This is a genomic window from Arthrobacter sp. 24S4-2, assembly GCF_005280255.1.
Classification (GTDB): domain Bacteria; phylum Actinomycetota; class Actinomycetes; order Actinomycetales; family Micrococcaceae; genus Arthrobacter.
The window spans coordinates 959859-980654 of record NZ_CP040018.1 but is presented as its reverse complement, the minus strand read 5'-3'; the positions used below and the strand labels follow the sequence as shown (position 1 = coordinate 980654).

Sequence of the window (20796 nt, the reverse complement as noted above, 5' to 3'; positions counted from 1 at the left end):
CTCCGGCCCCTTTACTTGAGCTCTGCTCGGCGCTTGACGATCAGGTTGACGATGGTGGCCAGCAGCAGCATCAGGCCCAGGAAGAACTTGAACCAGTCCGGGTTCCACTGCGCGTAGACGATGCCCTTGTTCGCCATGCCGAAGATGAAGGCGCCGATCGCGCCGCCCACGGCCGAGCCGTAGCCGCCGGTGAGCAGGCAGCCGCCGATCACCGCGGCAATGATGTAAAGGAACTCGTTGCCCACTCCCTCGCCGGACTGCACGGAGTCGAAGGCGAAGAGGTTGTGCATACCAAGCACCCAGCCGCAGAAACCAACCGCCATGAACAGGCCGATCTTGGTCTTGGTGACAGGAACGCCCACAGCCCGGGCAGCGTTCGCGTCGCCGCCTGAGGCGAAGATCCAGTTGCCCACTTTCGTGCGCAGCAGCACCCAGGAGGCGACGGCCACCAGGACGATCCAGAAGAAGATGGTGATCTTGACTTCGACGCCGGCAATGCTCACTGAGGAGGCGAAGATGGCGCGGGCTGAGGCAAAGCCGTCCATCTGGGCGATTGACGGCGAGGACACGCCGTTGGAGATCATGCGGGTCAGCGCGAGGTTCAGGCCGGTCAGCATGAGGAACGTGGCCAGGGTGACGATAAAGCTCGGCAGCTTGGTCTTCACCAGGATCCAGCCATTGATGAACCCGATGCCCAGCGAGACAACGAGTGCCAGGGCAACGCCGACCCAGACATTCAGCGAGAAATACCAGGCAAACATGGACGCAGTGAGTGCCGAGCTGATGACCGCAACACCGGTGGAGAGGTCGAACTCGCCACCGATCATGAGCAGGGACACACCTACAGCCATGATCCCGATGGTGGAGGACCCGTAAAGCACGGTGGCGAACGAGGTCGGCTGGATAAAGGTGGAGGAAACGACTGAGAAGAAAACGAACAGGACAATGGCACCCACCAGGGCACCGACTTCCGGGCGGCCCAGCAGCTTTTGGAACGGACTGCGGCGACCAACCCGCTCATCCGCGGCCAGCGGTGCCGGCTTGGCTAACGTCTGTGTCATGGAAAACTCCTTGTTGGTCCGGCTGCGGGAACACCGGGGACCGGTCCTCCCGCAGCCGGGGATACCTGCGACTTAGCGGACGCCCTGCTGGGCGAATTTGAGGACATTGGCGGCGGACTCCTTGTCCACAATGGTGGGTCCGGTCAGGACCGGCTGGCCGCCGCCCAGCTCGAAGCCGCCCCGCTTGGACTGCCAGAGGGCGTCGACTGACTCATAGCCCTGGAGCCATGGCTGCTGGTCCACGGTGAATAGGATGGCACCGTCCACGATCTTCTGGGCCAGTTCGGCATTCATGTCGAACGACGCGGCTTTGGCTGAGCTGCCGGAGTCGGCGATGGACTTCAGCGCCGTCAGGGTGATGGGGGCGCCCAGGCCGATGACGGCGTCGGCGTCCTTGGTGGCCTGCAGCTTGGCCGTGATGGTAGAGGAGACTTCCGTCATGTCCTTTCCATTCACGTACAGGATCTCAGTGCCGGCAACCTTGGCCTTGACGCCCGCGCACCGTGCTTCAAGGCCAACGTGGCCCTGCTCCTGGATGATGCAGATCGGGTGCTTATAGTTCAGCGAGGCCAGCTTTTCGCCGACAGCCTGCCCGGCAAGCTTTTCATTCGAGCCGAAGTGCGTGAAGGCACCGAGCTGCTTGGAAACGTCTTCGCCGGCGTTGAGGCTGACCACGGGAATGCCGGCGGCGGTTGCTTTTTTCAGGGCGTCCTTGAGCGCATCCGGCTTCGCCAGGGTCACGGCAATGCCGTCCACTTTCTGGTCCACCGCCTGTTGGATGAGCTGGGCCTGGCGGCCGCCTTCAGGGTCCGATGTATAGAGCAGTTCCACGTTGTCCTTCGCGGCCGCTTCTTCGGCACCCTTGCGGACAATGTCCCAGAACGTGTCACCGGCCGCTGCGTGGGTGATGAGGGCAATCTTGATCCGGGGCGTCGAAGCGGCCTGTCCTCCGCCAGCCGCGTTGCCTGAGTCGGCCGGCTTACCTCCGGTACTTGAACATGCGCTCAGCGCCATCATCGGCACCACCACCGCTACCAGAGCCGCCTTGCGCCAAGAAAAACTAGCCACCTTAATCTCCTTTGATCGCAGGTTCCGGGCTGCCACTCTGCAGCCACCGGAGCACTGTCTATCTCGATCATGGTGATTCGCCTTACCAATGTCAATAGTTTGTCCTGACATTAGGATGTTTTAACCTGAATCGGCCTTGAATGACATGGAAAAGCACCGGGGATGACGGCCGATGCCTTCATCCCCGGTGCTCATTGGGGGGCCTCCAAAGGGCCGGACCCGCCCCTGCCTGGCCGTGGAAGCCGGCCGGATGCGGGCCGGTTCGCCCGTCCCGCATCAAGCGCGTCCACCGCAGCAAGTTCCTCGTCCGAGAGGGCGAACACGAAGACATCAGGGTGCTCCCTGATCCCGGCCGGAGTCACGGACTTGGGAATGACAACCCTCCCTGCTGCAGGTGCCAGCGGAGCACAAGTGGTTCGTCTTCGGGGACCTGGAAGACGCCGAACCCGAGCTGGGGTATTTCCACGCCGTTATTGAGGGTGACGGTTGGCAGTGAGGCCTTGGTTTCTCCAGTGGTTGACATGCAGTCGTTGTCGTGTGCGTGTCAGCGGGCCGCGGCCACCGGCTCGGCTGCGGCGGGAGCGGTCATTTCCGCCGTCGTCCCGGCTGCGCCGCGCCGCTTGGCGTTGGCGGCGGCGATGGCCATGACGGCGAGTCCGAGGAGGGTGATGGCGGCGCCGGCCCAGATGGGTGAGGTGTAGCCGAGGCCTGCGGTGATGGTCACGCCGCCGAGCCAGGCGCCGAGGGCGTTGCCGACGTTGAAGGCGCCGATGTTGGCGCCGGAGGCCAGGGTGGGGGCGTTGTTGGCGTATTTCATGACGCGCATCTGCAGTCCCGGGACGGTGGCGAAGCCGAAGCCGCCCATCAGGACGATGGAGGCGATGGTGAGGGGCTGGTTGGTGGCGGTCAGGGCGAAGGCTGCCAGGACGACTGCCAGCACGGAGAGGACTATCAGCAGCGTGCGGTCCACGTTGCGGTCCGCGGCCTTGCCGCCCACGGTGTTGCCGATGAAGAGGCCCACGCCGAAGAGGATCAGGAGCCAGGGCACGGTGGATGCCGCGAAGCCGGTCACTTCGGTGAGGGTGAAGGCGATGTAGGTGAAGGCGCCGAACATGCCGCCGAAGCCGAGGATGGTGACCAGGATGGAGAGCCAGACCTGGCCGGAGCGGAAGGCCGTGAGTTCGCTGCGGAGGCTTCCGGGAGAGGTGTCGCCGTGGCCGGTTTTGGGCACGAGCGTCAGGATGCCGATCAGGGCCAGGACGCCGATTCCGGTGATGGCCCAGAACGTGGAGCGCCAGCCGGCCGCCTGGCCGAGCATGGTGCCGAACGGGACACCGAGGACGTTGGCGGCGGTGAGCCCGGTGAACATGATGGCGATGGCGCCGGCTTTCTTGGTGGGAGCCACCATGTCTGCGGCCACCACCGCTCCGATGCCGAAGAATGCGCCGTGGGCCAGGGCGGCGATGATCCGGCCGATCATCATCATGGAGTAGTCCGGGGCGAGGGCCGAGACCAGGTTGCCGGCGATGAAGAGCACGAGCAGGACCGCGAGGACGGGCTTGCGTTCGAAGCGCGTCACGGCCGCGGTGAGCAGCAGGGCGCCGACGACGACGGCGAGGGCGTAGCCGGAAATCAGCCAGCCGGCGGTGGCCTCGCTGACGCTGAAGTCTGCGGCCACCTCGGGCAGCAGGCCCATGATCACGAACTCGGTGAGTCCGATCCCGAACCCGCCGAGGGCGAGGGCTATCAGGCCAATTGGCATGGGAATGCTCCTTCGAAACTGTACGGAATGGGGTAGGGCGCGTAAGCTAGTAGTTGCAGACGCGTTATTTATTGTTGCACAAGCAGATACCACGCGCAAGCAACTATTATTTGTAGTGCCCCGTTTCACATCCGCGGGGTACACGATCCGAAGGGAAGTACCAGATGGGCATCAAGGACGACGCCGTTGAAGTCCGGGCGCAGGGCTGGCGGACCCTCGCGGCTTTGCACGGCCTGATCGAGTCCGAGCTGGAGCGCTCACTCCAGGCCGAAGCCCAGCTCTCCGTGGTCGAATACACCGTGCTGGACGCCCTCAGCCGGCAGGACGGCTGGCATATGCGCATGCAGCAGCTGGCCCGGGCCACCGCGCTCAGCGCCAGCGCCACCACACGGCTGGTGAACAGGCTCGAGGACCGCGGCCTGCTCACACGCATCCTGTGCGCGGATGACCGCCGCGGCATCTACACCGAACTCACGCCCAGCGGCATCACGCTGCTGGAAGAAGCCCGGCCCGCCCACGACGCCACCCTGGAACGCGCCCTCGCCGAAGCCCACGAGATCCCCGAGCTCGCCACCCTGGTCGACGCCCTGCCAAGGCTGCACGCGCACGCGTAGCACCCGCAAAGGACAGACCCGCACAGCAGAAAGCCCCGCGTCGCGCCGAAGCGCGCCCGCGGGGCTTTCTGCTGTGCTGGCCCTACGTTGCGGCCACGGTCTTGAAGTAGTGCTCCAGGTCCTCGAGGCTCTTGTCCTTGGTTTCCGGCATCACGCGCTTCACCCAGACGATGGCAACCAGCTGGATGGCCACGAAGATGGAGAACGTTGTTGAAACGCCGATCCAGGCGACCATCTGCGGGAAGAAGAAGCCGATCAGGAAGTTGATCATCCACAGCACGAAGACGCAGATGCCCATGCCGATGCCGCGCACATGCAGGGGGAAGATCTCGGACATCGTCAGCCAGGTCACCGTGCCGATGCAGGACTGCATGGACGCCAGGAACGTCACCATGAACAGCAGCACCAGATAGCCGCGCAGGGTGCTTTCCGGGAGCAGCATCGAGATCAGGCCAATGGCCAGCAGCGAGGATGCGGTACCGCCCAGGCCCACCATCAGCATGGACTTCCGGCGCACCCTTGTCATCAGGGACATGCCGATGATGACGGCCACCACGGACGTGATGCCGTTGACGACGTTGGCCAGCAGGGCGCCCTGGTCCCCGAATCCGGAGCTGGAGAGGATGGAGGTGCCGTAGTACATGATGGCGTTGACGCCGCTGATCTGGTTGATGACCGCCATGCCCAGTCCGACAACAAAGATCCGGCGGATCCAGGGCACGGTGAGGTCCCGGAAGGTTCCCAACTTGGATTGGTAGTCTTCCCGGGCGGCCTGCCGCACTTCATCAAATTCCGCGGAGACATCGGCCGACGCCCGGGTCCTGCGCAGTACCTCCAGCACCTCGCCGAAGCGTCCGGCTGAGGCCAGCCAGCGCGGACTCTCGGGCAGGACCAGCATGCCGAACCAGAGCACCACGGCGGGCAGTGTTGCGATGACGAGCATCCACCGCCACACATGGGAGGCCTCGGGGAAGGCGTTGCCCAGGAAGGCATTGAAGGTGAACGCGAGGAACTGTCCCGTGACGATCATGAGTTCGTTCTGCGTGACGATCCGTCCGCGTTGGGCTGCCGGTGACATCTCTGCGAGGTACACGGGCACGATCACCGAGGCTCCGCCCACGGCCAGGCCAAGCAGTGTGCGGGCGGCGACAAGCAGTTCCGTGCTGGGAGCGATGGAACAGGCGATGGTGGCCACGGCGAAGATCAGGGCGAGCGCCATGATGGTCTTGCGCCGGCCGAAACGGTCCGACAGCCGGCCGGCGGTGATGGCGCCGAACGCCGCGCCGAGCAGCAGGGTGGACGTGACCAGGCCTTCCGTCAGCGGCGTCAGCCCGAGGTCGCGCTGCATGAACGGCAGGGCACCGTTGATAACGCCTGTGTCGTAGCCGAAAAGCAGGCCGCCGAAGGTCGAGAACAGGGCAACCCGCCGCATGAATCCCTTGGGACTGGCGACGCCGCCGGACGGACCGCCGCGTCCGTCCAGGGATCGGGTCGAAGTATCGGTGTGTGTATTTTCTGTTTGCTTCACAGGGCGACCGCTACCGTGCTTTGGCGATGTAGTTGTTCATCGTGTCCAGCTGGTAGCGGGAAACGTCCGCGGCGTTGTCGTCTTCGGCGAAGACGCTGGACACCATGACGGTGTTGTCACGGTCCAGGAAGCCGATTTCCTGCAGGCCGCCGAAGAATTCTTCCCAGTTGACGTCGCCGTCGCCGATCTTCAGGTGCTGGTGCACGCGCACGGGGTTGCCCGGCGGGTTGGTGATGTAGCGCAGGCCATGCGAGGCATGGTGGTCCATGGTGTCGGCGACGTGGACCAGGCGCAGCTTGTCCCCTGCCGCGCGCATGATGTCCAGGGGCGCGTTCTTCATGTGGAAGCTGTGTGAGGCGACGTAGACGAGGCCAACGTACTTGGAGTTCAGGCCGCGGATGACGCGGATCGCGGCGAGGCCTTCTTCCACGAAATCGTCCGGGTGCGGATCGATCAGGAGGTCGATCCCCTCGCGTTCGATGATGGGCAGCAGCTCTTCCATGGAGCGGTAGAAGGCGCGCTCCGATTCTTCGGCTTTCTCCGGGCGGCCGCTGAATTCGGTGTTCATGGTGCTGACGCCGAGGTCCACGGTGATCTGGATGGCGCGCTTCCAGTATCGGACGGCTGCCTCGCGCGCGTCCTCGTCCGGCCCGGACCAGCGGAGCACCGGGAGGATCGAGGCGATCTGAATCCCGGCGTCCCTGCAGGCCTTGTTCAGCTGGCCCACCAGTTCGTCGTCCGCCTTCGGGTGGTTGTAGAACGGGATCAAGTCGGCGTGCGGGGTCATCTGCATGTACTTGTAGCCGAGGTCCGCCACCACCCGGGGGAATTCGAGCAGGCTGTGCGAGTGGTGGAACGGGGTGGGATCAAGTGCGATTTTCACGTGGAACACTCCATTGTGGATCAGTCAGGTTGTGCATGGGGAGCGAAAAGAAACGGGGAGGGGGCCGCGGCCCCCTCCCCGTCGTTCCTAGCTGTAAAGCGCGGGCTTGGCGTTGAGCTTCACAGCGACCTTTTCGCCGTTCTTCTGCGCTTCGACGCCGGCTTCGCAGCATGCTGCGGTGGCGTAGCCGTCCCAGGCGGTGGGACCGCCGATTTCGCCGCGGACCGCAGCGTCCACCCAGGACTGGATTTCGACGTCGTACGCCGCACCAAAACGCTCCTCGAAACCGGGGGTGACGTTGCCGCCCCAGCGGCCGGCGCTGCGGGTGTACGGGCCCTTGTCGCCGCCGATGTTCACAATGCCGTCCTCGAAGGAGGCCTGGGTGGCCACTTCATAGCCGAACTTGGCGTTGACGTAGATTTCGACGTCGGCCAGGACGCCGGACTCGGTTTCGATCAGGACGTGCTGGGGATCGTGCTGCCCGGCCGGGGCGTTCCTGGTGGCCTTGCCCAGCCGGACCTGGACGCTGGTGATTTCCTCGCCGGTGAAGAAGCGGATGGCGTCGAACTCGTGCACCACCGAGTCGTTGATCAGCATCTCATTGGTGAAGCCCGCCGGGGTGGTGGGGTTGCGGTGCTGGTGGTGGAGCATCAGCAGTTCGCCGAGCTCGCCGTCGCGGATGACCTGGCCCAGGGCGGCGTATTCGGCGTCGAAGCGGCGCATGAAGCCCACCTGGATGCGTTTGCGGCCCAGTTTTTCCTCGGCCTGGACGATCCGCCAGGAGGAGTCGGCGTCCGGGGTGAGCGGCTTCTCGCACAGGATGGGGATGTCCTTTTCGATCGCCTTGAGCAGGATGTCCTCGTGCAGGAAGCCGGGGGTGGCGATCAGTACGGCGTTGACGTCGCCGTTGTTGAGCGCCTCCTCGGCATCGGCCAGGGCCACTGCGCCTGGGATGCCTGCGATGGCCGCCTGGGCACGGGCGAGGTCGACGTCGACGACGGCGGCGACTTCAGCGCCGTGGATGCGCTTACTGAGGCGCTGGATGTGGTCCGCGCCCATGCGGCCGGCGCCGATGACGGCGACGCGAAGGGTTTCAGTCATTGTTCTTCCTTACGTTTCGGGTGCCTGGGCGGCCGTTAGTTAACTGCCGTGCGGGAGCCGCAGGACAGCAGGTAGTTGCGGGTGCGCTTGGCGATCGGCATGGGGACGTCGAAGGCCACCGGGTACATGTCCTGTTCCACAATGCCGAAGATGGGGCGGTTCAGTGCCTCCACTGCTTCGATGACGGCGCGCAGGTCGGGCAGCCCGTTCGGCGGCTCGGTCATGACCCCGGCGAGGTTTGCCGCGGCCCAGGTCATGTTTTCCTCGTTGACCTTCTTGAGGATGTCCGGGTTGATCTGCTTCAGGTGCAGGTAGCCGATGCGGTCCGGGTAGTTCTTGATGAGCTCGAGGCTGGAGGCGCCGCAGTATTCGGCGTGGCCGGTGTCCAGGCACAGGTTCAAGTACTTGGAGTCCGTTGCGGCCAGCAGGGTTTCGATGTCCTCCTGGGCTCCGACGTGGGAATCGGCGTGGGAGTGGAACTGCTGCTTCAGGCCGAAGTCCTCCAGCAGGGTCTTGCCGAGGCGGTTGTGGCCGGTGAACAGGTCGCTCCAGGCCTTCTCGGTGAGCTGGCCGCTTTCCACTGCTTCGCCGGTGACGTCGTCGCGCCACATGGCCGGGATGACCACGATGTGTTCGCCGCCCATGGCCGCCGTGAGCTCCGCGACCTTGCGGGCAGGTTCCCAGGCGGTCTCCCACTGGTCCAGTCCGCGGTGGAACGCCGTGAAGACCGTTCCTGCGGTTACTTTCAGGTCGCGCTGCTTGAGCTCCTCGGCCAGCCGAGTGGGGTCGTTCGGCAGGTAGCCGTAGGGGCCGAGTTCGATCCACTTGTAGCCGGACTCGGCCACTTCGTCGAGGAACCGCTCCCACGGGGTCTGCTTGGGATCGTCCGCGAACCAGACGCCCCAGGAGTCCGGGGCTGTTCCGATGATGAGCTTGTTTTCTACTTCAGTCATGACAGCGTTGTCTTTCTCTTGTCGACTTGCACTGGCTGATATTCGAGTCCGTGGGAACGGGGCTCAGTCCCGCCGCCCGCGGCCTTCTGTGTCGTCGTCGGCGCGCCCGGGAACGGTGTCCTGTCCTTCCAGGACTTCGTCTGGCAGGCCCTCTGCGATGCCGTCGTGGCGCACGGTGTGGGAGTCGTCGGCGTGGGAGGGGAAGTTGTAGGAGGCGCCGGAGGCGTGGGTGGGTTCCGGCCAGCGTGACGTGACCACTTTGCCACGGGTGTAGAAGGACACGCCTTCCGGGCCGTAGATGTGCTTGTCGCCGAACAGTGAAGCCTTCCAGCCGCCGAAGGAGTGGTAGGCAACCGGTACGGGCAGCGGCACGTTGATGCCGATCATGCCGACGGTGACGGAACGCTGGAATTTGCGGGCGTTGGCGCCGGAGGAGGTGAAGATGGCGGTGCCGTTGCCGTAGGGGTTGGAGTTGATGAGCTTGATGCCGGCGTCGAGATCGTCAACCCGGACCACAACGAGGACAGGGCCGAAGATTTCCTCGGTGTAGGCGGTCATTTCGGTTTTGACGTGGTCCAGGACGGTGGGGCCAACCCAGAAGCCGTCCTCGTGGCCGGAAACTACCAGGTCGCGGCCGTCCACCACCATTGCGGCGCCAGCGGTCTCGGCTTCGGTGACGATCCTGACGATGCGGTCCTTGGACGCCGGGGTGATGACCGGGCCCATTTCGGCACCGGGGGCGGTGCCGTTGTCGACCTTGACGGCGAGGGCGCGTTCTTCGACCTTTTTGACCAGCAGCTCTGCGGCGTCTCCGACGGCGACGGCAACGGAGATGGCCATGCAGCGTTCGCCCGCGGAGCCGAAGGCGGCCGCAGCGAGGTGGTCCGCGGCGTTGTCCAGGTCGGCGTCGGGCATCACGATGGCGTGATTCTTCGCCCCGCCCAGAGCCTGGACCCGCTTGCCGTGCGCGGTGGCGGTCTCGTGGACATACTGGGCGATCGGGGTGGAGCCGACGAACGAGATGCCGTCCACGTCCGGGTGGGTGAGGAGGCCTTCGACGGTTTCCTTGTCGCCGTGCAGGACCTGGAAGACGCCGTCGGGCAGGCCGGCCTGCTTCCACAGCTTGGCCAGCAGCATTGAGGCGGAGGGGTCGCGCTCGGAGGGCTTGAGGATGAAGGCGTTGCCGGTGGCGATGGCCATCGGGGCCATCCACAGCGGCACCATCACGGGGAAGTTGAACGGGGTGATGCCGGCGACGACGCCGAGCGGCTCGCGGAAGGAGAAGACGTCGATGCCGGTGGAGACCTGGTCCGAGTAGTCGCCCTTGAGCAGCTGAGGGATGCCGCAGGCGAACTCGATGACCTCCAGGCCGCGGCCGATCTCGCCCTTCGCGTCGGAGAGGACCTTGCCGTGCTCGGCGGTGATCAGTTCGGCGAGTTCGCCCACGTGGGACGCGACGAGTTCACGGAACTTGAACAGCACCGCCGTGCGCTTGGCCAGCGAGATGTCGCCCCAGCTGTCAGCAGCCTTGCGGGCGGCGGCGACGGTTGTGTCCAGGTCCGCCCGGTTGGCCAGCCGCAGCTCTGCGGACACCGCGCCGGTGGCCGGGTTGTAGACGGGCTGGGTGCGTGTGCCTTCGCCGGCGGTTTCGGCCCCGTTGATGAAGTGGTTGATGGTGGTGGTGACGGTCGTCGTTGACATGGTGATGGACTTCCTTGGTCTGTGGGGGAAGGGGTTCAGCCGAGCAGCTTGCGCTGGCGGTTCTTGTGGTCGGTGTAGGTCTTGAACGCCTGTTGGGTGGACTCGAGTTCGGAGACGGCGGAGACGGGAACGTCCCACCAGGACTCGGAGCTCGGAGCGTCCAGGAGAGGGTCTGACTCGACGTGGATCAGGATCGGGCCGCTGCGCTCCGGGGCAGCCTTGGCGTCCCGGATGGCCTGTTCGAGTTCGGCGATGACCTTCTCCCCCGGTTCGATCCGGATCACCTTCACGCCGAGGCTTTCGGCGTTCAGGGCCAGGTCCACCGGCAGGGTCTCGCCTTCGTCGAAGCTGTGCTGTTCCTCGTTCAGGGCACGGTACTGCGTTCCGAAACGCTGCGAACCGAGGGATTCGGAGAGGGATCCGATGGAAGCGTAGCCGTGGTTCTGGATCAGGACCACGATCAGTTTGATCCGTTCGGCGACGGCGGTGACCAGTTCGGTGTGCATCATCAGGTAGGAGCCGTCCCCCACCATGACCACGACGTCGCGCTGCTCGCCTCCCCGGGCGGCTTCGGCCAGGGCAGCGCGCTTGACGCCGAGTCCGCCGGGGATCTCGTAGCCCATGCAGGAGTAGGCGTATTCGACGTGGTAGCCGAAGGCGTCACGGACGCGCCACATCTTGTGCAGGTCACCCGGGAGCGAGCCTGCGGCGCAGATGACGACGTCCTGGGCATCCATGGCCCGGCTGGTGGCGCCGATGATCTCGTTCTGGGCCGGCAGCGGCGTGAACCGGGTGTCGAACGCTTCGTCGACGGTGGCGTCCCAGCGCTTCTTCTCCGCCGCGACCTGCTGTTCCAGGTCCGCGCCCACGCGGTAGCCGCCGAGGGCCTGGTTCAGCTTGATCAGGGCCTTGCGGGCGTCGGCCACGATCGGCAGCGTGGTGCCGTGCTTGTACGCGTCGATGGGTGCGACGTTGATGTTGATGAACTTCACCGCCGGGTTCTGGAACGCGGTCCGCGAGGCCGTGGTGAAGTCCTCGTAGCGGGTGCCGATCCCGATGATCAGGTCCGCCTCGGCTGCGATGGCGTTGGCCGCCGTCGTGCCCGTGGAACCAATGGCACCGAGCGAGAACTTGTGGTCCCAGGGCAGGACGCCGACGCCGGCCTGGGTGTTGCCCACCGGAATGCCGGTCAGCTCGACGAACTTCGCGAGTTCGTCGTTGGCGTAGGCGTAGAGGACGCCGCCGCCGGCGATGATCAGCGGGCGCTTCGCGGCGCGGATGGCGTCGGCGGCACGGCGGATATCCTCGTCGTCGGCGTCGGGGCGGCGGATGCGCCACTCGCGCTCGGCCAGGAATTCCTCGGGCACGTCGAAGGCCTCGGCCTGGACATCCTGCGGAAGGGAGATCGTGACAGCACCGGTTTCGGCCGGATCCGTCAGGACCCGCAGGCCGTGGTGGAACGCGGAGAACAGCTGCTCGGGCCGGGAGACCCGGTCGAAGAACTTCGACAGCGGCCGGAAGGCGTCGTTGACCGTGATGTCGTAGGCGTAGGGCTGCTCAAGCTGCTGCAGCACGGGATCCGCGGCCCGGGTGGCAAAGGTGTCACTCGGCAGCAGCAGCACCGGCAGCCGGTTCGTCGTGGCCAGCGCAGCGCCCGTCAGGAGGTTGGAGGAACCGGGCCCGATCGAGGTACTGATGGCGAACGTCTGGCGGCGCCGGGTGTGCCGTGCGTAGCCCACGGCCTGATGCGCCTGCGCCTGTTCGTTGCGGCCCTGGTAGTAGGGCATGATCGTGGGGTCGGCGGCCTGGTACTGCTTGAGGGCCTGGCCGACGCCGGCAACGTTGCCGTGCCCGAAGATGCCGAACGTTCCGGGGATCAGGCGTTCCCGGTAATCCAGCCCACCGACGGAATCAACGGTGTACTGCTTGGAAAGGTATTCCACCACGGCCTGGGCCACGGTCATTCGGCGGGTTCCTGTTCCCATGAGGGCTACTCCGATACTTCTGCGGTGTGGTTAAGGAGGGAGGCCGCGGTGGCAACGGCGCCGGCAACATCGCCGTCCTGCGGGTACAGGAGGGTCCGGCCCACCGTGAGGCCCTGTACGCCGGGGAGGGCCAGGGCGGCTTCCCAGGTGGCGAAGACTTCGTCCTGGGTACCTTCCGGGTCTCCGCCCAGCAGCACCGTGGGCATGGTCGTGGCGGCCATCACGCGCTCCATCTCGGCCACCACGGGAAGTTTCATCCACGTGTACGCGCTGGTGGAACCCAGGCCTTCAGCGATGGCGACGGACTTGATGACGGCGTTGGTGGAGAGGTCGTTGCGGACCTTGCCGTTCTCGCGGACGGACAGGAAGGGCTCCACCATCGCTATCAGCTTGCGCTCGGCGAGGGAATCGATGGCCTTCGCCGTCGCCTCCAGCATGGACACGGTGTCCGGGTCCGCCAGGCAGATGCGTGTGAGCATCTTGCCGCCGTCGGCCCCAAACGCTTCCAGGGCTGCGGCTGTGTGGCCGGTGAAGCGGTCATCGAATTCGTTCACCAGACCGGAAAGCCCGCCGCGGTTCATCGAACCGAAAATCAGCTTGCCTTCGAGCGCACCGAGCAACAGCAGGTCATCCATAATGTCCGGCGAGGCGAGCACGCCGTCCACGTCCGGGTTGGCCAGCGCAATCTGCAGGCGGTCCAGCAGTTGCCGGCGGTCCGCCATGGCCACCGGATCGTTGCCGACGGCTAGGGCGCCGCGGGCCGGGTGGTCGGCGGCGACGATGAAGTTCTGCCGGCCGTACTTGAGGCCGGGGTGGCGGCGCCGCGCCTTGGCTGCGCGGGCAACGGCGTCCGGATCTTCCAGGCGGATGGTGCTCAGATGCGCGTAGCGGCGCGGATCATCACCCAGGGCATTGTTCGAGGCGATGGGCGTGAGGGTCACAGTGCTGCTCCTTCGGTGGCAAGCCCGTTAGGGATCAGATTGCCCGGAACCAGACGGCCGCGTTCGGCCAGCAGCGAGGTGACCTCATCCGGCGTCGGCATCGCGTCTGCGCAGGACAGGCGGGAGGCGACGATCGCGCCGGCGGCGTTCGCGTAATCCAGGACCCCCGCGAGGGGCCAGCCGGACAGGAGCCCGTGGCAGAAGGCCCCGCCGAAGGAATCTCCGGCGCCCAGGCCGTTGACGGTCTCCACGGGGACGGGTGCGGACACCACGCGTTCGGTGCGGGTCTTGGCCATCACTCCTTCGGGGCCGAGCTTGACGACGGCGATTTCGACGCCGGCGGCCAGGAGCCGGTCTGCCTGCTCGTCCGGGGTACCCTCTCCCACTGCCACGGCACATTCCTTGTCGTTGCCGATGGCCACGGTGACATGCGGCAGGATCCTGGCGACCTGGGCCCGGGCTTCCTCTTCCGACGCCCAGAACATGGGGCGGTAGTCCAGATCCAGGATGGTGTACTGGCCGATCCTCAGCTTGCCCCGGTCCCGGGCCTCATGGGCCTTGATGTGCGCTTCGCGGCTGGGCTCCTGGCACAGGCCGGTGACGGTGGACCAGAAGATCCGTGCGTCCCGGATGGCGTCCAGGTCCAGTTCTTCTGCCTTGATCTGCAGGTCCGGGGCTGTGGGGAAACGTCCGTAGAAGTAGAGCGGGAAGTCTTCCGGCGGTTTGATCGCGCAGAACGTGACCGCGGTGGGCCATTCCTTCACCGGCGTAACGAATGTGTCGTCCACGTTGAACTTGCGCAGTTCACGGTGCAGGTACGTTCCGAAGGCGTCATCGCCGGTGCGGGTGATTACACCTGTCCGGCGGCCATGCCGGGCGCCTGCCACAGCCACGTTGGAAGGTGATCCACCGAGGTACTTTCCGAAGGACGTCACGTCCTCCAGATCCACCCCGATGTCGTTCGGGTAGATATCAACGCTGATGCGCCCGATCGTGAGCAGTTCGTGGGTCACGGTAATCGCGGACCTTTCTGGTTTGAACTCCGTACCTCTGAACAGGTAGAGCTCCGGTTCCTGGCGGACCCCCGTGAGCGGGGCCACAACCACTACTTTGCCCTAGAATTAATGTCCTGTCAAAGGTTTGTACTGACATATTTACAACTTGGCATAGCGTGTCGAAATGGCGTCCGCGGGACCGCTGGACGGCGCCAAATATCCCGGCTACTTGCGGGGAACAGCCAGCTCGCCCGTGACATACTGGGCCAGCCCGAAGCCGAAGGACCAGTCGCCGGCAGTGTTCTCCACGTATCCGATGAACACGTCCTCGCCCGCCACCCCCAGCTCGGCCAGCCTGCCCGCGATCGATGCAAAGAGGGATTGCTTGGCCTCCTGGCTCCGGCCGCCCTGGGTGAAGATCTGAATCATGACCACATCGGGGGTGCGTTCAAATCCAAGCCCCGCATCCTGGGCAAAGATCTGACCGCGGGGGTGTTCGGTGAGGATGTGAAAGTAGTCGCGCTCCGGAATCCCGTACTCGGCGAGGATCGCATCGTGGATCCCCCGGCTGAGGCGGCGCAGATCCTCAGGACTGCGCCCTTGGTTGATATCAATTCGCACGAGCGGCACTTTTGACTCCCTGAAGTAATTTGTCCTGACATACTAACAAATTATTCCTCCGGACAACAAGGACTTCCCTGAATCACCCCTTGCCGCAGGCCCGCCGTGAGGAGTAGCCTTAAACAACCAAGAGGTTGATAAAGTAATTGATTGACTAAGGGCGCAACATTTTATTGCGGGCGGGGTGATTGGCAGGCCATGGACATCGGCGACGACGAACTGCTTGACGCGGCCTTCCTGGCCCTCGCCGATCCGGTCCGGCGCCGCATCATCTCCCGGCTCAGCCGGGGCCCGGCCACCGTAAACGAACTGGCGGAACCCTTCGCGATCACCAAACAGGCGGTCTCGAAGCACATCCAGGTCCTCGAGCAGGCACAGCTGGTCACCCGCACGCGTGACGCCCAGCGCCGGCCCGTCCACCTGAACCCTGCACGGCTGGAGGCACTCACCGCATGGATCGACCAGTACCGGCTGGTCCGCGAGGGGCAGTTCCGCAGCCTTGACGCCGCGCTCCGATCAAACGCCGCGTCAGGCGGCACACAGGCAAAGGACTCATCATGACCAACGCCCTGAAAGTCTCCGTTCCGGAGGGACTGCCCTTCATCGACTTCGAGCGGGAGTTCGATTTCCCGGTAGCGGAGGTATTTCGCGCCCACAAGGAGCCCGAACTGGTCGCCCAGTGGCTTGGCCCGCGGCGGCTGAAGATGGACGTGGACCACTACGACTTCCGCACCGGAGGCAGCTACCGCTACACCCACACCGCGCCCGACGGCTCAAAATACGGCTTCAACGGCACCTTCCACACCGTCCGCGAAAACGACTTCGCCATCCAGACCTTCGAATTCGACGGCTACCCGGACGTGGTCAGCATCGAGTTCCTGACCTTCCTGGATCTCGGCGGCGGGCGCACCAGGCTGACGGCCCACTCTGTCTATCCCAGTCTGGAGGCCCGTGACGGCATGGCCCAATCCGGCATGGAAGGCGGCATGACGGAGGGTTATGAGCGGCTCGACGAACTCCTCAGCGGGGCCCTCACGGGCAACCGGTAGCGGTCGACTGCCACCCGGCAAAGCAGGTGCCACTTAAAGAGAAAGTACGACGGCGTCCGGTCACCTCCCGTGGGGAGGGCGGCCGGACGCCGTCGTACTTTGCAAAGTTCTTGCTGTGAGGCAGGACCTAGAGCGTTGCGAAAACCTCGCGCAGCAGCTTGGCGGTCTCGGACGGCGTCTTGCCGACCTTCACGCCTGCAGCCTCGAGGGCTTCCTTCTTGGCCTGTGCGGTGCCCGCGGAACCGGAGACAATGGCGCCGGCGTGGCCCATGGTCTTGCCTTCCGGAGCGGTGAAGCCTGCCACGTAGCCGACAACCGGCTTGGTGACGTTCGCCTTGATGTAGTCGGCCGCGCGCTCTTCAGCGTCGCCGCCGATCTCGCCGATCATCACGATCGCCTTCGTCTCCGGGTCGGCTTCGAACGCTTCCAGTGCATCGATGTGCGTGGTGCCGATGACCGGGTCGCCGCCGATGCCGATGGCGGTGGAGAAGCCCAGGTCGCGCAGTTCGTACATCATCTGGTAGGTCAGGGTGCCCGACTTGGAAACCAGGCCGATGGGGCCCTTGCCCGTGATGTTTGCCGGGGTGATGCCAACCAGGGCCTCGCCCGGGGTGATGATGCCGGGGCAGTTCGGCCCGATGATGCGGGTGACCTGCGTGCCGTTGGCGTCCACCTTGGACTGTGCCAGCGCCCAGAACTCAGCGGAGTCCTGGACCGGCACGCCTTCGGTGATGACGACGACCAGGCCGATGCCAGCCTCGATGGCTTCAACGACGGCGTCCTTGGTGAATGCCGGCGGCACGAAGACGATGGAGACGTCGGCGCCGGTCTCGGCCATGGCTTCCTTGACGGTGCCGAAGACGGTGATCTCGTTGTCACCGTGCAGGACCGTGGTGCCAGCCTTGCGGGCGTTGACGCCGCCCACAATGTTGGTGCCGGCCTTCAGCATCAGGGCGGTGTGCTTGGTGCCTTCGCCGCCGGTGATGCCCTGGACGATGACCTTGGAGTCCTTGTTCAGATAGATAGACATGGTGCGGTCCCTTTACTTCGCTGCGTTGGCGAGCTCGGCGGCCTTGTCGGCGCCCTCGTCCATGGTGGCGGCCAGGGTAACCAACGGGTGGTTGGCCTCGGCCAGGATGCGGCGGCCTTCTTCGACGTTGTTGCCGTCGAGGCGGACAACCAGCGGCTTGTTGGCAGAGTGACCCAGCTCGGCCAGTGCACCCACGATGCCCTTGGCCACGGCGTCACATGCGGTGATGCCGCCGAAGACGTTCACGAACACGGCCTTGACCTGCTCGTCGCCCAGGATGACGTCCAGGCCGGCAGCCATGACCTCGGCAGAAGCTCCGCCGCCGATGTCCAGGAAGTTTGCCGGCTTCACGTTGCCGTGGTTTTCGCCGGCGTAGGCGACGACGTCCAGCGTGGACATGACCAGGCCGGCGCCGTTGCCGATGATGCCAACTTCGCCGTCCAGCTTGACGTAGTTGAGGTCCTGGGCCTTGGCCTTGGCCTCGAGCGGGTCAGCAGCGTCCTTGTCTTCCAGGAGGGCATGCTTTGCGTGCCGGAAGTCGGCGTTCTCGTCCAGCGTCACCTTGCCGTCGAGGGCGACGATGTCGCCTGCGCCGGTCTTGACGAGCGGGTTGACCTCCACCAGGGTGGCGTCTTCCTTCTTGAAAACGTCCCAGAGCTTCAGGATGACGTCGGCGACTTTGCCGCGCAGTTCCTCAGCGAAGCCTGCAGCGGCAACGATTTCGTCGGCTTTGGCCTGGTCAATGCCCACGGCGGGGTCGATGGCGACCTTGGCCAGGGCGTCGGGGCGTTCGACGGCGAGCTGTTCGATTTCCATGCCGCCTTCAACCGAGCACATGGCCAGGTAGTTGCGGTTGGCCCGGTCCAGCAGGACGGAGAAGTAGTATTCTTCGGCGATGTCCGCGCCCTGGGCGATCATGACCTTGTTGACCGTGTGGCCCTTGATGTCCATGCCCAGGATGTTGGTGGAGTGCTCCAGCGCCTCATCGGCGGTCTTGGCGACCTTAACGCCGCCGGCCTTTCCGCGGCCACCGACCTTAACCTGTGCCTTGACGACAGTTACGCCGCCGATCTTCTCGGCAGCTGCCTTTGCTTCTTCAGGGGTGTGCGCCACGATGCCAGCAAGCACGGGTACACCGTGCGCCTCGAACATATCGCGCGCCTGATATTCAAACAGGTCCACGGTTTAGTGTCCTTCTACGTCGAAGTAGTTTCTGTACAGCCGGACCCCACGTAATCGTAGTTACCGGGCTGCGGAATAAACGCACCCTGCGACAGGTTGGAAAACGAGCCACACGGCGCAATGCTCCTCTGGGAACTCTAGTCCTTTCTGCGGACCGGCCCGTTCCAGAGTACCTGTTATGTGAGTAAGGACACTATTCTATGGAGCGTAGAAAAATCCCTAGATTACGGGCTTTTTGGTGCCTCCGACGGCGTCGCTGAGGCCTTTTCGCCGCCGCCGGAAACCAGTTCGTAACGGTCCCGCGAAATGAAGAAACCAACGCCGGCGGAGAGGTTTCCGCAGGCCACCCCGCCGTTATAGGCCGAGCAGCGCAGTCCGTTCCGCTCGAGGTTCTGGCCGTCCTCGAGGACGGGCAGCCGGGAGATGGGACCGGACTTGGTGCCCTCCGGGCCGAATTCGGCCTCCATTTGGGTCACTCCGGAGCGGCATTCGCCGTAGCTGGCCTTGTCCGGGGTAAGCAGGGCGGCGCCGCCCAGATAGCCCAGGCCGGTGCCGGCACAGTCATCCGTAACGTCTGCCGGTTGAGGTTTGGGATACGCGGCCAGCTCGCAGTGTGCCACCGGCACGATGGCGAGTTTGTTGTTGGCGGTGTCGCCGTAGGCGTTCTGCTCGTAGGGCAGGTTGAGGTGCTCGCCGCGGGCGGACGTCAGCGAGCAGACGGCGCTGTGATCCGCAGTGACGAAGCTGAGCATTCCCTCCCCGGCGGAGAACCGGGCGGTGTCTGTGAGGGGGGCCTGTTTGAGCTGCTCCAATGCCGGCAGCGGCGGCGGGGGTACGTAGTGCGGGTCTTCCCGGGTGATGGTGCATGCCGTGCAGGCCACCAGGATGAGGGCGGCCAGGATCCCCAATACAGTCCGACGCATGGCTCCCATTATGCCCCGCTATGGGCCAGGGTTATGCCCCGCTATGGGCTGGGGGCCGGCTGCGGGCCCGGTGCTTTCGACGACGGCGGCAGCCGCCTCGGCGGGGTCCGCCAGGTCAAACTGCTCACGCATCTGCGCCGCCCGTTTTTTCCAGGCAGGATTGCCCAGGACGTCGGCCACCGCCCGGGCGATGTCGCCGGACCTGGGTGCCTCCGTCCTGAGGCTGATGCCCACGCCGGCGTATTCCACCCGGGCATTGACGTCGCTCTTGCCCTCGTTGATGCCGGACACCACCAGCGGAACGCCCTTGGACAGGCTTAGCTGCACGCCGCCAAAGCCGCCGTTGCTGATAAACACATCGGTGAATTCGAAGACCTTGGCGAAGTCCACATAGTCTCGCACGATGACGTTGGGCTGCGGATACCGGGCCTTCAGTTCCTCGGTGCCCCGGCCGCCGGTGGCGACGATCACCAGCGCGTCCATGTCCTTCACGGCTTCGAGCGCAGGGACGATCAGCTTGTTCTGGTCTATGTTGTCCACGGTTCCCTGCGTCACCACGAGGGTGGCCGGGTACGTCCGCGGCCATTGGCCGTCTGCCTCCGGCGCCGCTTCCGCTGCGCGGGTGCCGTCGACCCCCGGATCAGCTGGCTCCGGAGTCCGGTGCGGCAGCAGTGCACCGACGTAGTGGACCTTCGGATTCACGTTCCGGCGCGGGAAGTCCAGCGACTCCGGGCCCGTCTGGATGACGGCTTCGGCGCAGCGGTACGGTTCGTCGGTCAGCCGTCCCCGGCGGGGGACCGACTGGCCGTACGCCGCGTGCTGCCGCCTGTAGCTTTGGCTGGCCGGCCTGAGGATGACCTTGTCTGACAGCAGCCCCGCTGCGGCCTGGACCGCCTTCCCTGCCAGGTTCCGCGGCGGTTTGAAACCGAAGAAAAGCGGTGGCACCAGTGGGTCACTTTCCATATTGGGGATCGCCACGAAGGTCACCACGGGCGTGCGCATCAACCGGGACACCAGCCGCTGGATGAACATGGAGCTGTCCACCACTACGACGTCGAACGGGAAGTCCCGGTGCAGCTCCCGGATGTCCTCGAAGAAGTTGCTGATGTTGCTGGCAAAGATCTTTTCGCCGTCGAACCCGATGGCCCTCGGGCCTTTGAACCGGGCGCGTTCCGGATACAGCTCGTTCAGGTTGTCGCCCCGGTGCTCGATGGCCCGGCGGAACGGGAAATGCCGAATTTCGAACTTCCGCAGCTTGTCCGCGAATACAGGACCGGTGTACCAGCCGACGTCGTGGCCGCGCTCCCTGAGGCGCACCGCAACGCCCGTCATCGGATTGAAATGGCCGTCAATGGCCTGGCTGGCGAAAAGAATCTTCATGGTCCCCCTGGGTTCTAGA

19 protein-coding genes and 1 pseudogene are annotated in these 20796 nt (G+C 65.0%); 3 read left to right on the top strand and 17 right to left on the bottom strand.

Annotated elements, in window-relative coordinates; genetic code table 11:
• Nucleotides 1–11 precede the first annotated feature (11 nt).
• From FCN77_RS04635 to FCN77_RS04620, 4 genes are all read right to left on the bottom strand, one after another.
• Complete coding sequence (locus tag FCN77_RS04635) at nt 12–1061, bottom strand: ABC transporter permease (RefSeq protein WP_137321317.1); 1050 nt, start codon at nt 1059–1061, stop codon at nt 12–14.
• A 72-nt stretch (nt 1062–1133) separates the two neighbouring features.
• Entirely contained in the window at nt 1134–2129 is a 996-nt protein-coding gene (locus FCN77_RS04630; protein ID WP_175417133.1) for a substrate-binding domain-containing protein, read from the bottom strand.
• A 358-nt stretch (nt 2130–2487) separates the two neighbouring features.
• A complete protein-coding gene (locus FCN77_RS27540) occupies nt 2488–2652 on the bottom strand; it encodes a hypothetical protein (protein WP_217496324.1) in 165 nt (54 codons plus the stop codon).
• Between the two features lie 21 nt (nt 2653–2673).
• On the bottom strand, nt 2674–3891 hold the full coding sequence (locus FCN77_RS04620; protein ID WP_137321315.1) for an MFS transporter: 1218 nt from the start codon (nt 3889–3891) through the stop codon (nt 2674–2676).
• 164 nt (nt 3892–4055) lie between these two features.
• Between FCN77_RS04620 and FCN77_RS04615 the strand changes: the two genes are divergently transcribed.
• Nucleotides 4056–4505, top strand: a complete 450-nt coding sequence (locus tag FCN77_RS04615) for a MarR family winged helix-turn-helix transcriptional regulator (RefSeq protein WP_137321314.1) — start codon at nt 4056–4058, stop codon at nt 4503–4505.
• 82 nt (nt 4506–4587) lie between these two features.
• Here FCN77_RS04615 and FCN77_RS04610 read toward each other — a convergent pair whose 3' ends face one another.
• The 9 genes and pseudogenes from FCN77_RS04610 to FCN77_RS04570 all read right to left on the bottom strand — a co-directional run bounded on the left by FCN77_RS04610 (nt 4588) and on the right by FCN77_RS04570 (nt 15222).
• On the bottom strand, nt 4588–6033 hold the full coding sequence (locus FCN77_RS04610) for a sugar porter family MFS transporter (RefSeq protein WP_137321313.1): 1446 nt from the start codon (nt 6031–6033) through the stop codon (nt 4588–4590).
• Between the two features lie 10 nt (nt 6034–6043).
• Nucleotides 6044–6916, bottom strand: coding sequence for a sugar phosphate isomerase/epimerase family protein (locus FCN77_RS04605; protein WP_137321312.1), 873 nt, complete (start codon nt 6914–6916; stop codon nt 6044–6046).
• A gap of 87 nt (nt 6917–7003) precedes the next feature.
• Nucleotides 7004–8017, bottom strand: a complete 1014-nt coding sequence (locus FCN77_RS04600; protein WP_137321311.1) for a Gfo/Idh/MocA family protein — start codon at nt 8015–8017, stop codon at nt 7004–7006.
• A 35-nt stretch (nt 8018–8052) separates the two neighbouring features.
• Nucleotides 8053–8970, bottom strand: coding sequence for a sugar phosphate isomerase/epimerase (locus FCN77_RS04595; RefSeq protein WP_137321310.1), 918 nt, complete (start codon nt 8968–8970; stop codon nt 8053–8055).
• Between the two features lie 192 nt (nt 8971–9162).
• Nucleotides 9163–10671, bottom strand: a pseudogene (locus FCN77_RS04590) (CoA-acylating methylmalonate-semialdehyde dehydrogenase); the annotation flags it as partial.
• 35 nt (nt 10672–10706) lie between these two features.
• Complete coding sequence (iolD, locus tag FCN77_RS04585) at nt 10707–12635, bottom strand: 3D-(3,5/4)-trihydroxycyclohexane-1,2-dione acylhydrolase (decyclizing) (protein WP_137321309.1); 1929 nt, start codon at nt 12633–12635, stop codon at nt 10707–10709.
• A 26-nt stretch (nt 12636–12661) separates the two neighbouring features.
• On the bottom strand, nt 12662–13597 hold the full coding sequence (locus tag FCN77_RS04580; RefSeq protein ID WP_137321308.1) for a deoxyribose-phosphate aldolase: 936 nt from the start codon (nt 13595–13597) through the stop codon (nt 12662–12664).
• Entirely contained in the window at nt 13594–14610 is a 1017-nt protein-coding gene (iolC, locus tag FCN77_RS04575) for a 5-dehydro-2-deoxygluconokinase (protein ID WP_137321307.1), read from the bottom strand. The genes FCN77_RS04580 and iolC overlap by 4 nt, the downstream gene beginning before the upstream one ends.
• Nucleotides 14611–14817: 207 nt before the next feature.
• On the bottom strand, nt 14818–15222 hold the full coding sequence (locus FCN77_RS04570; protein ID WP_137321306.1) for a tautomerase family protein: 405 nt from the start codon (nt 15220–15222) through the stop codon (nt 14818–14820).
• 189 nt (nt 15223–15411) lie between these two features.
• Here FCN77_RS04570 and FCN77_RS04565 point away from each other — a divergent pair, with 189 nt between their 5' ends.
• Both FCN77_RS04565 and FCN77_RS04560 read left to right on the top strand, forming a co-directional pair.
• Nucleotides 15412–15774, top strand: coding sequence for a helix-turn-helix transcriptional regulator (locus FCN77_RS04565; protein ID WP_137321305.1), 363 nt, complete (start codon nt 15412–15414; stop codon nt 15772–15774).
• Nucleotides 15771–16262 carry an SRPBCC family protein gene (locus tag FCN77_RS04560; protein WP_137321304.1) on the top strand — a complete coding sequence of 164 codons (492 nt, stop codon included), beginning with the start codon at nt 15771–15773 and terminating at the stop codon, nt 16260–16262. Before FCN77_RS04565 ends, FCN77_RS04560 begins: the two co-directional genes overlap by 4 nt.
• Nucleotides 16263–16389: 127 nt before the next feature.
• Here FCN77_RS04560 and sucD read toward each other — a convergent pair whose 3' ends face one another.
• From sucD to FCN77_RS04540, 4 genes are all read right to left on the bottom strand, one after another.
• Nucleotides 16390–17292, bottom strand: a complete 903-nt coding sequence (gene sucD, locus FCN77_RS04555; RefSeq protein ID WP_137321303.1) for a succinate--CoA ligase subunit alpha — start codon at nt 17290–17292, stop codon at nt 16390–16392.
• A gap of 12 nt (nt 17293–17304) precedes the next feature.
• Nucleotides 17305–18474, bottom strand: coding sequence for an ADP-forming succinate--CoA ligase subunit beta (gene sucC, locus FCN77_RS04550; protein WP_137321302.1), 1170 nt, complete (start codon nt 18472–18474; stop codon nt 17305–17307).
• Nucleotides 18475–18698: 224 nt separating this feature from the next.
• Complete coding sequence (locus FCN77_RS04545) at nt 18699–19406, bottom strand: hypothetical protein (RefSeq protein ID WP_137321301.1); 708 nt, start codon at nt 19404–19406, stop codon at nt 18699–18701.
• A 9-nt stretch (nt 19407–19415) separates the two neighbouring features.
• Entirely contained in the window at nt 19416–20777 is a 1362-nt protein-coding gene (locus FCN77_RS04540) for a glycosyltransferase (protein ID WP_137321300.1), read from the bottom strand.
• Nucleotides 20778–20796 lie beyond the last annotated feature (19 nt).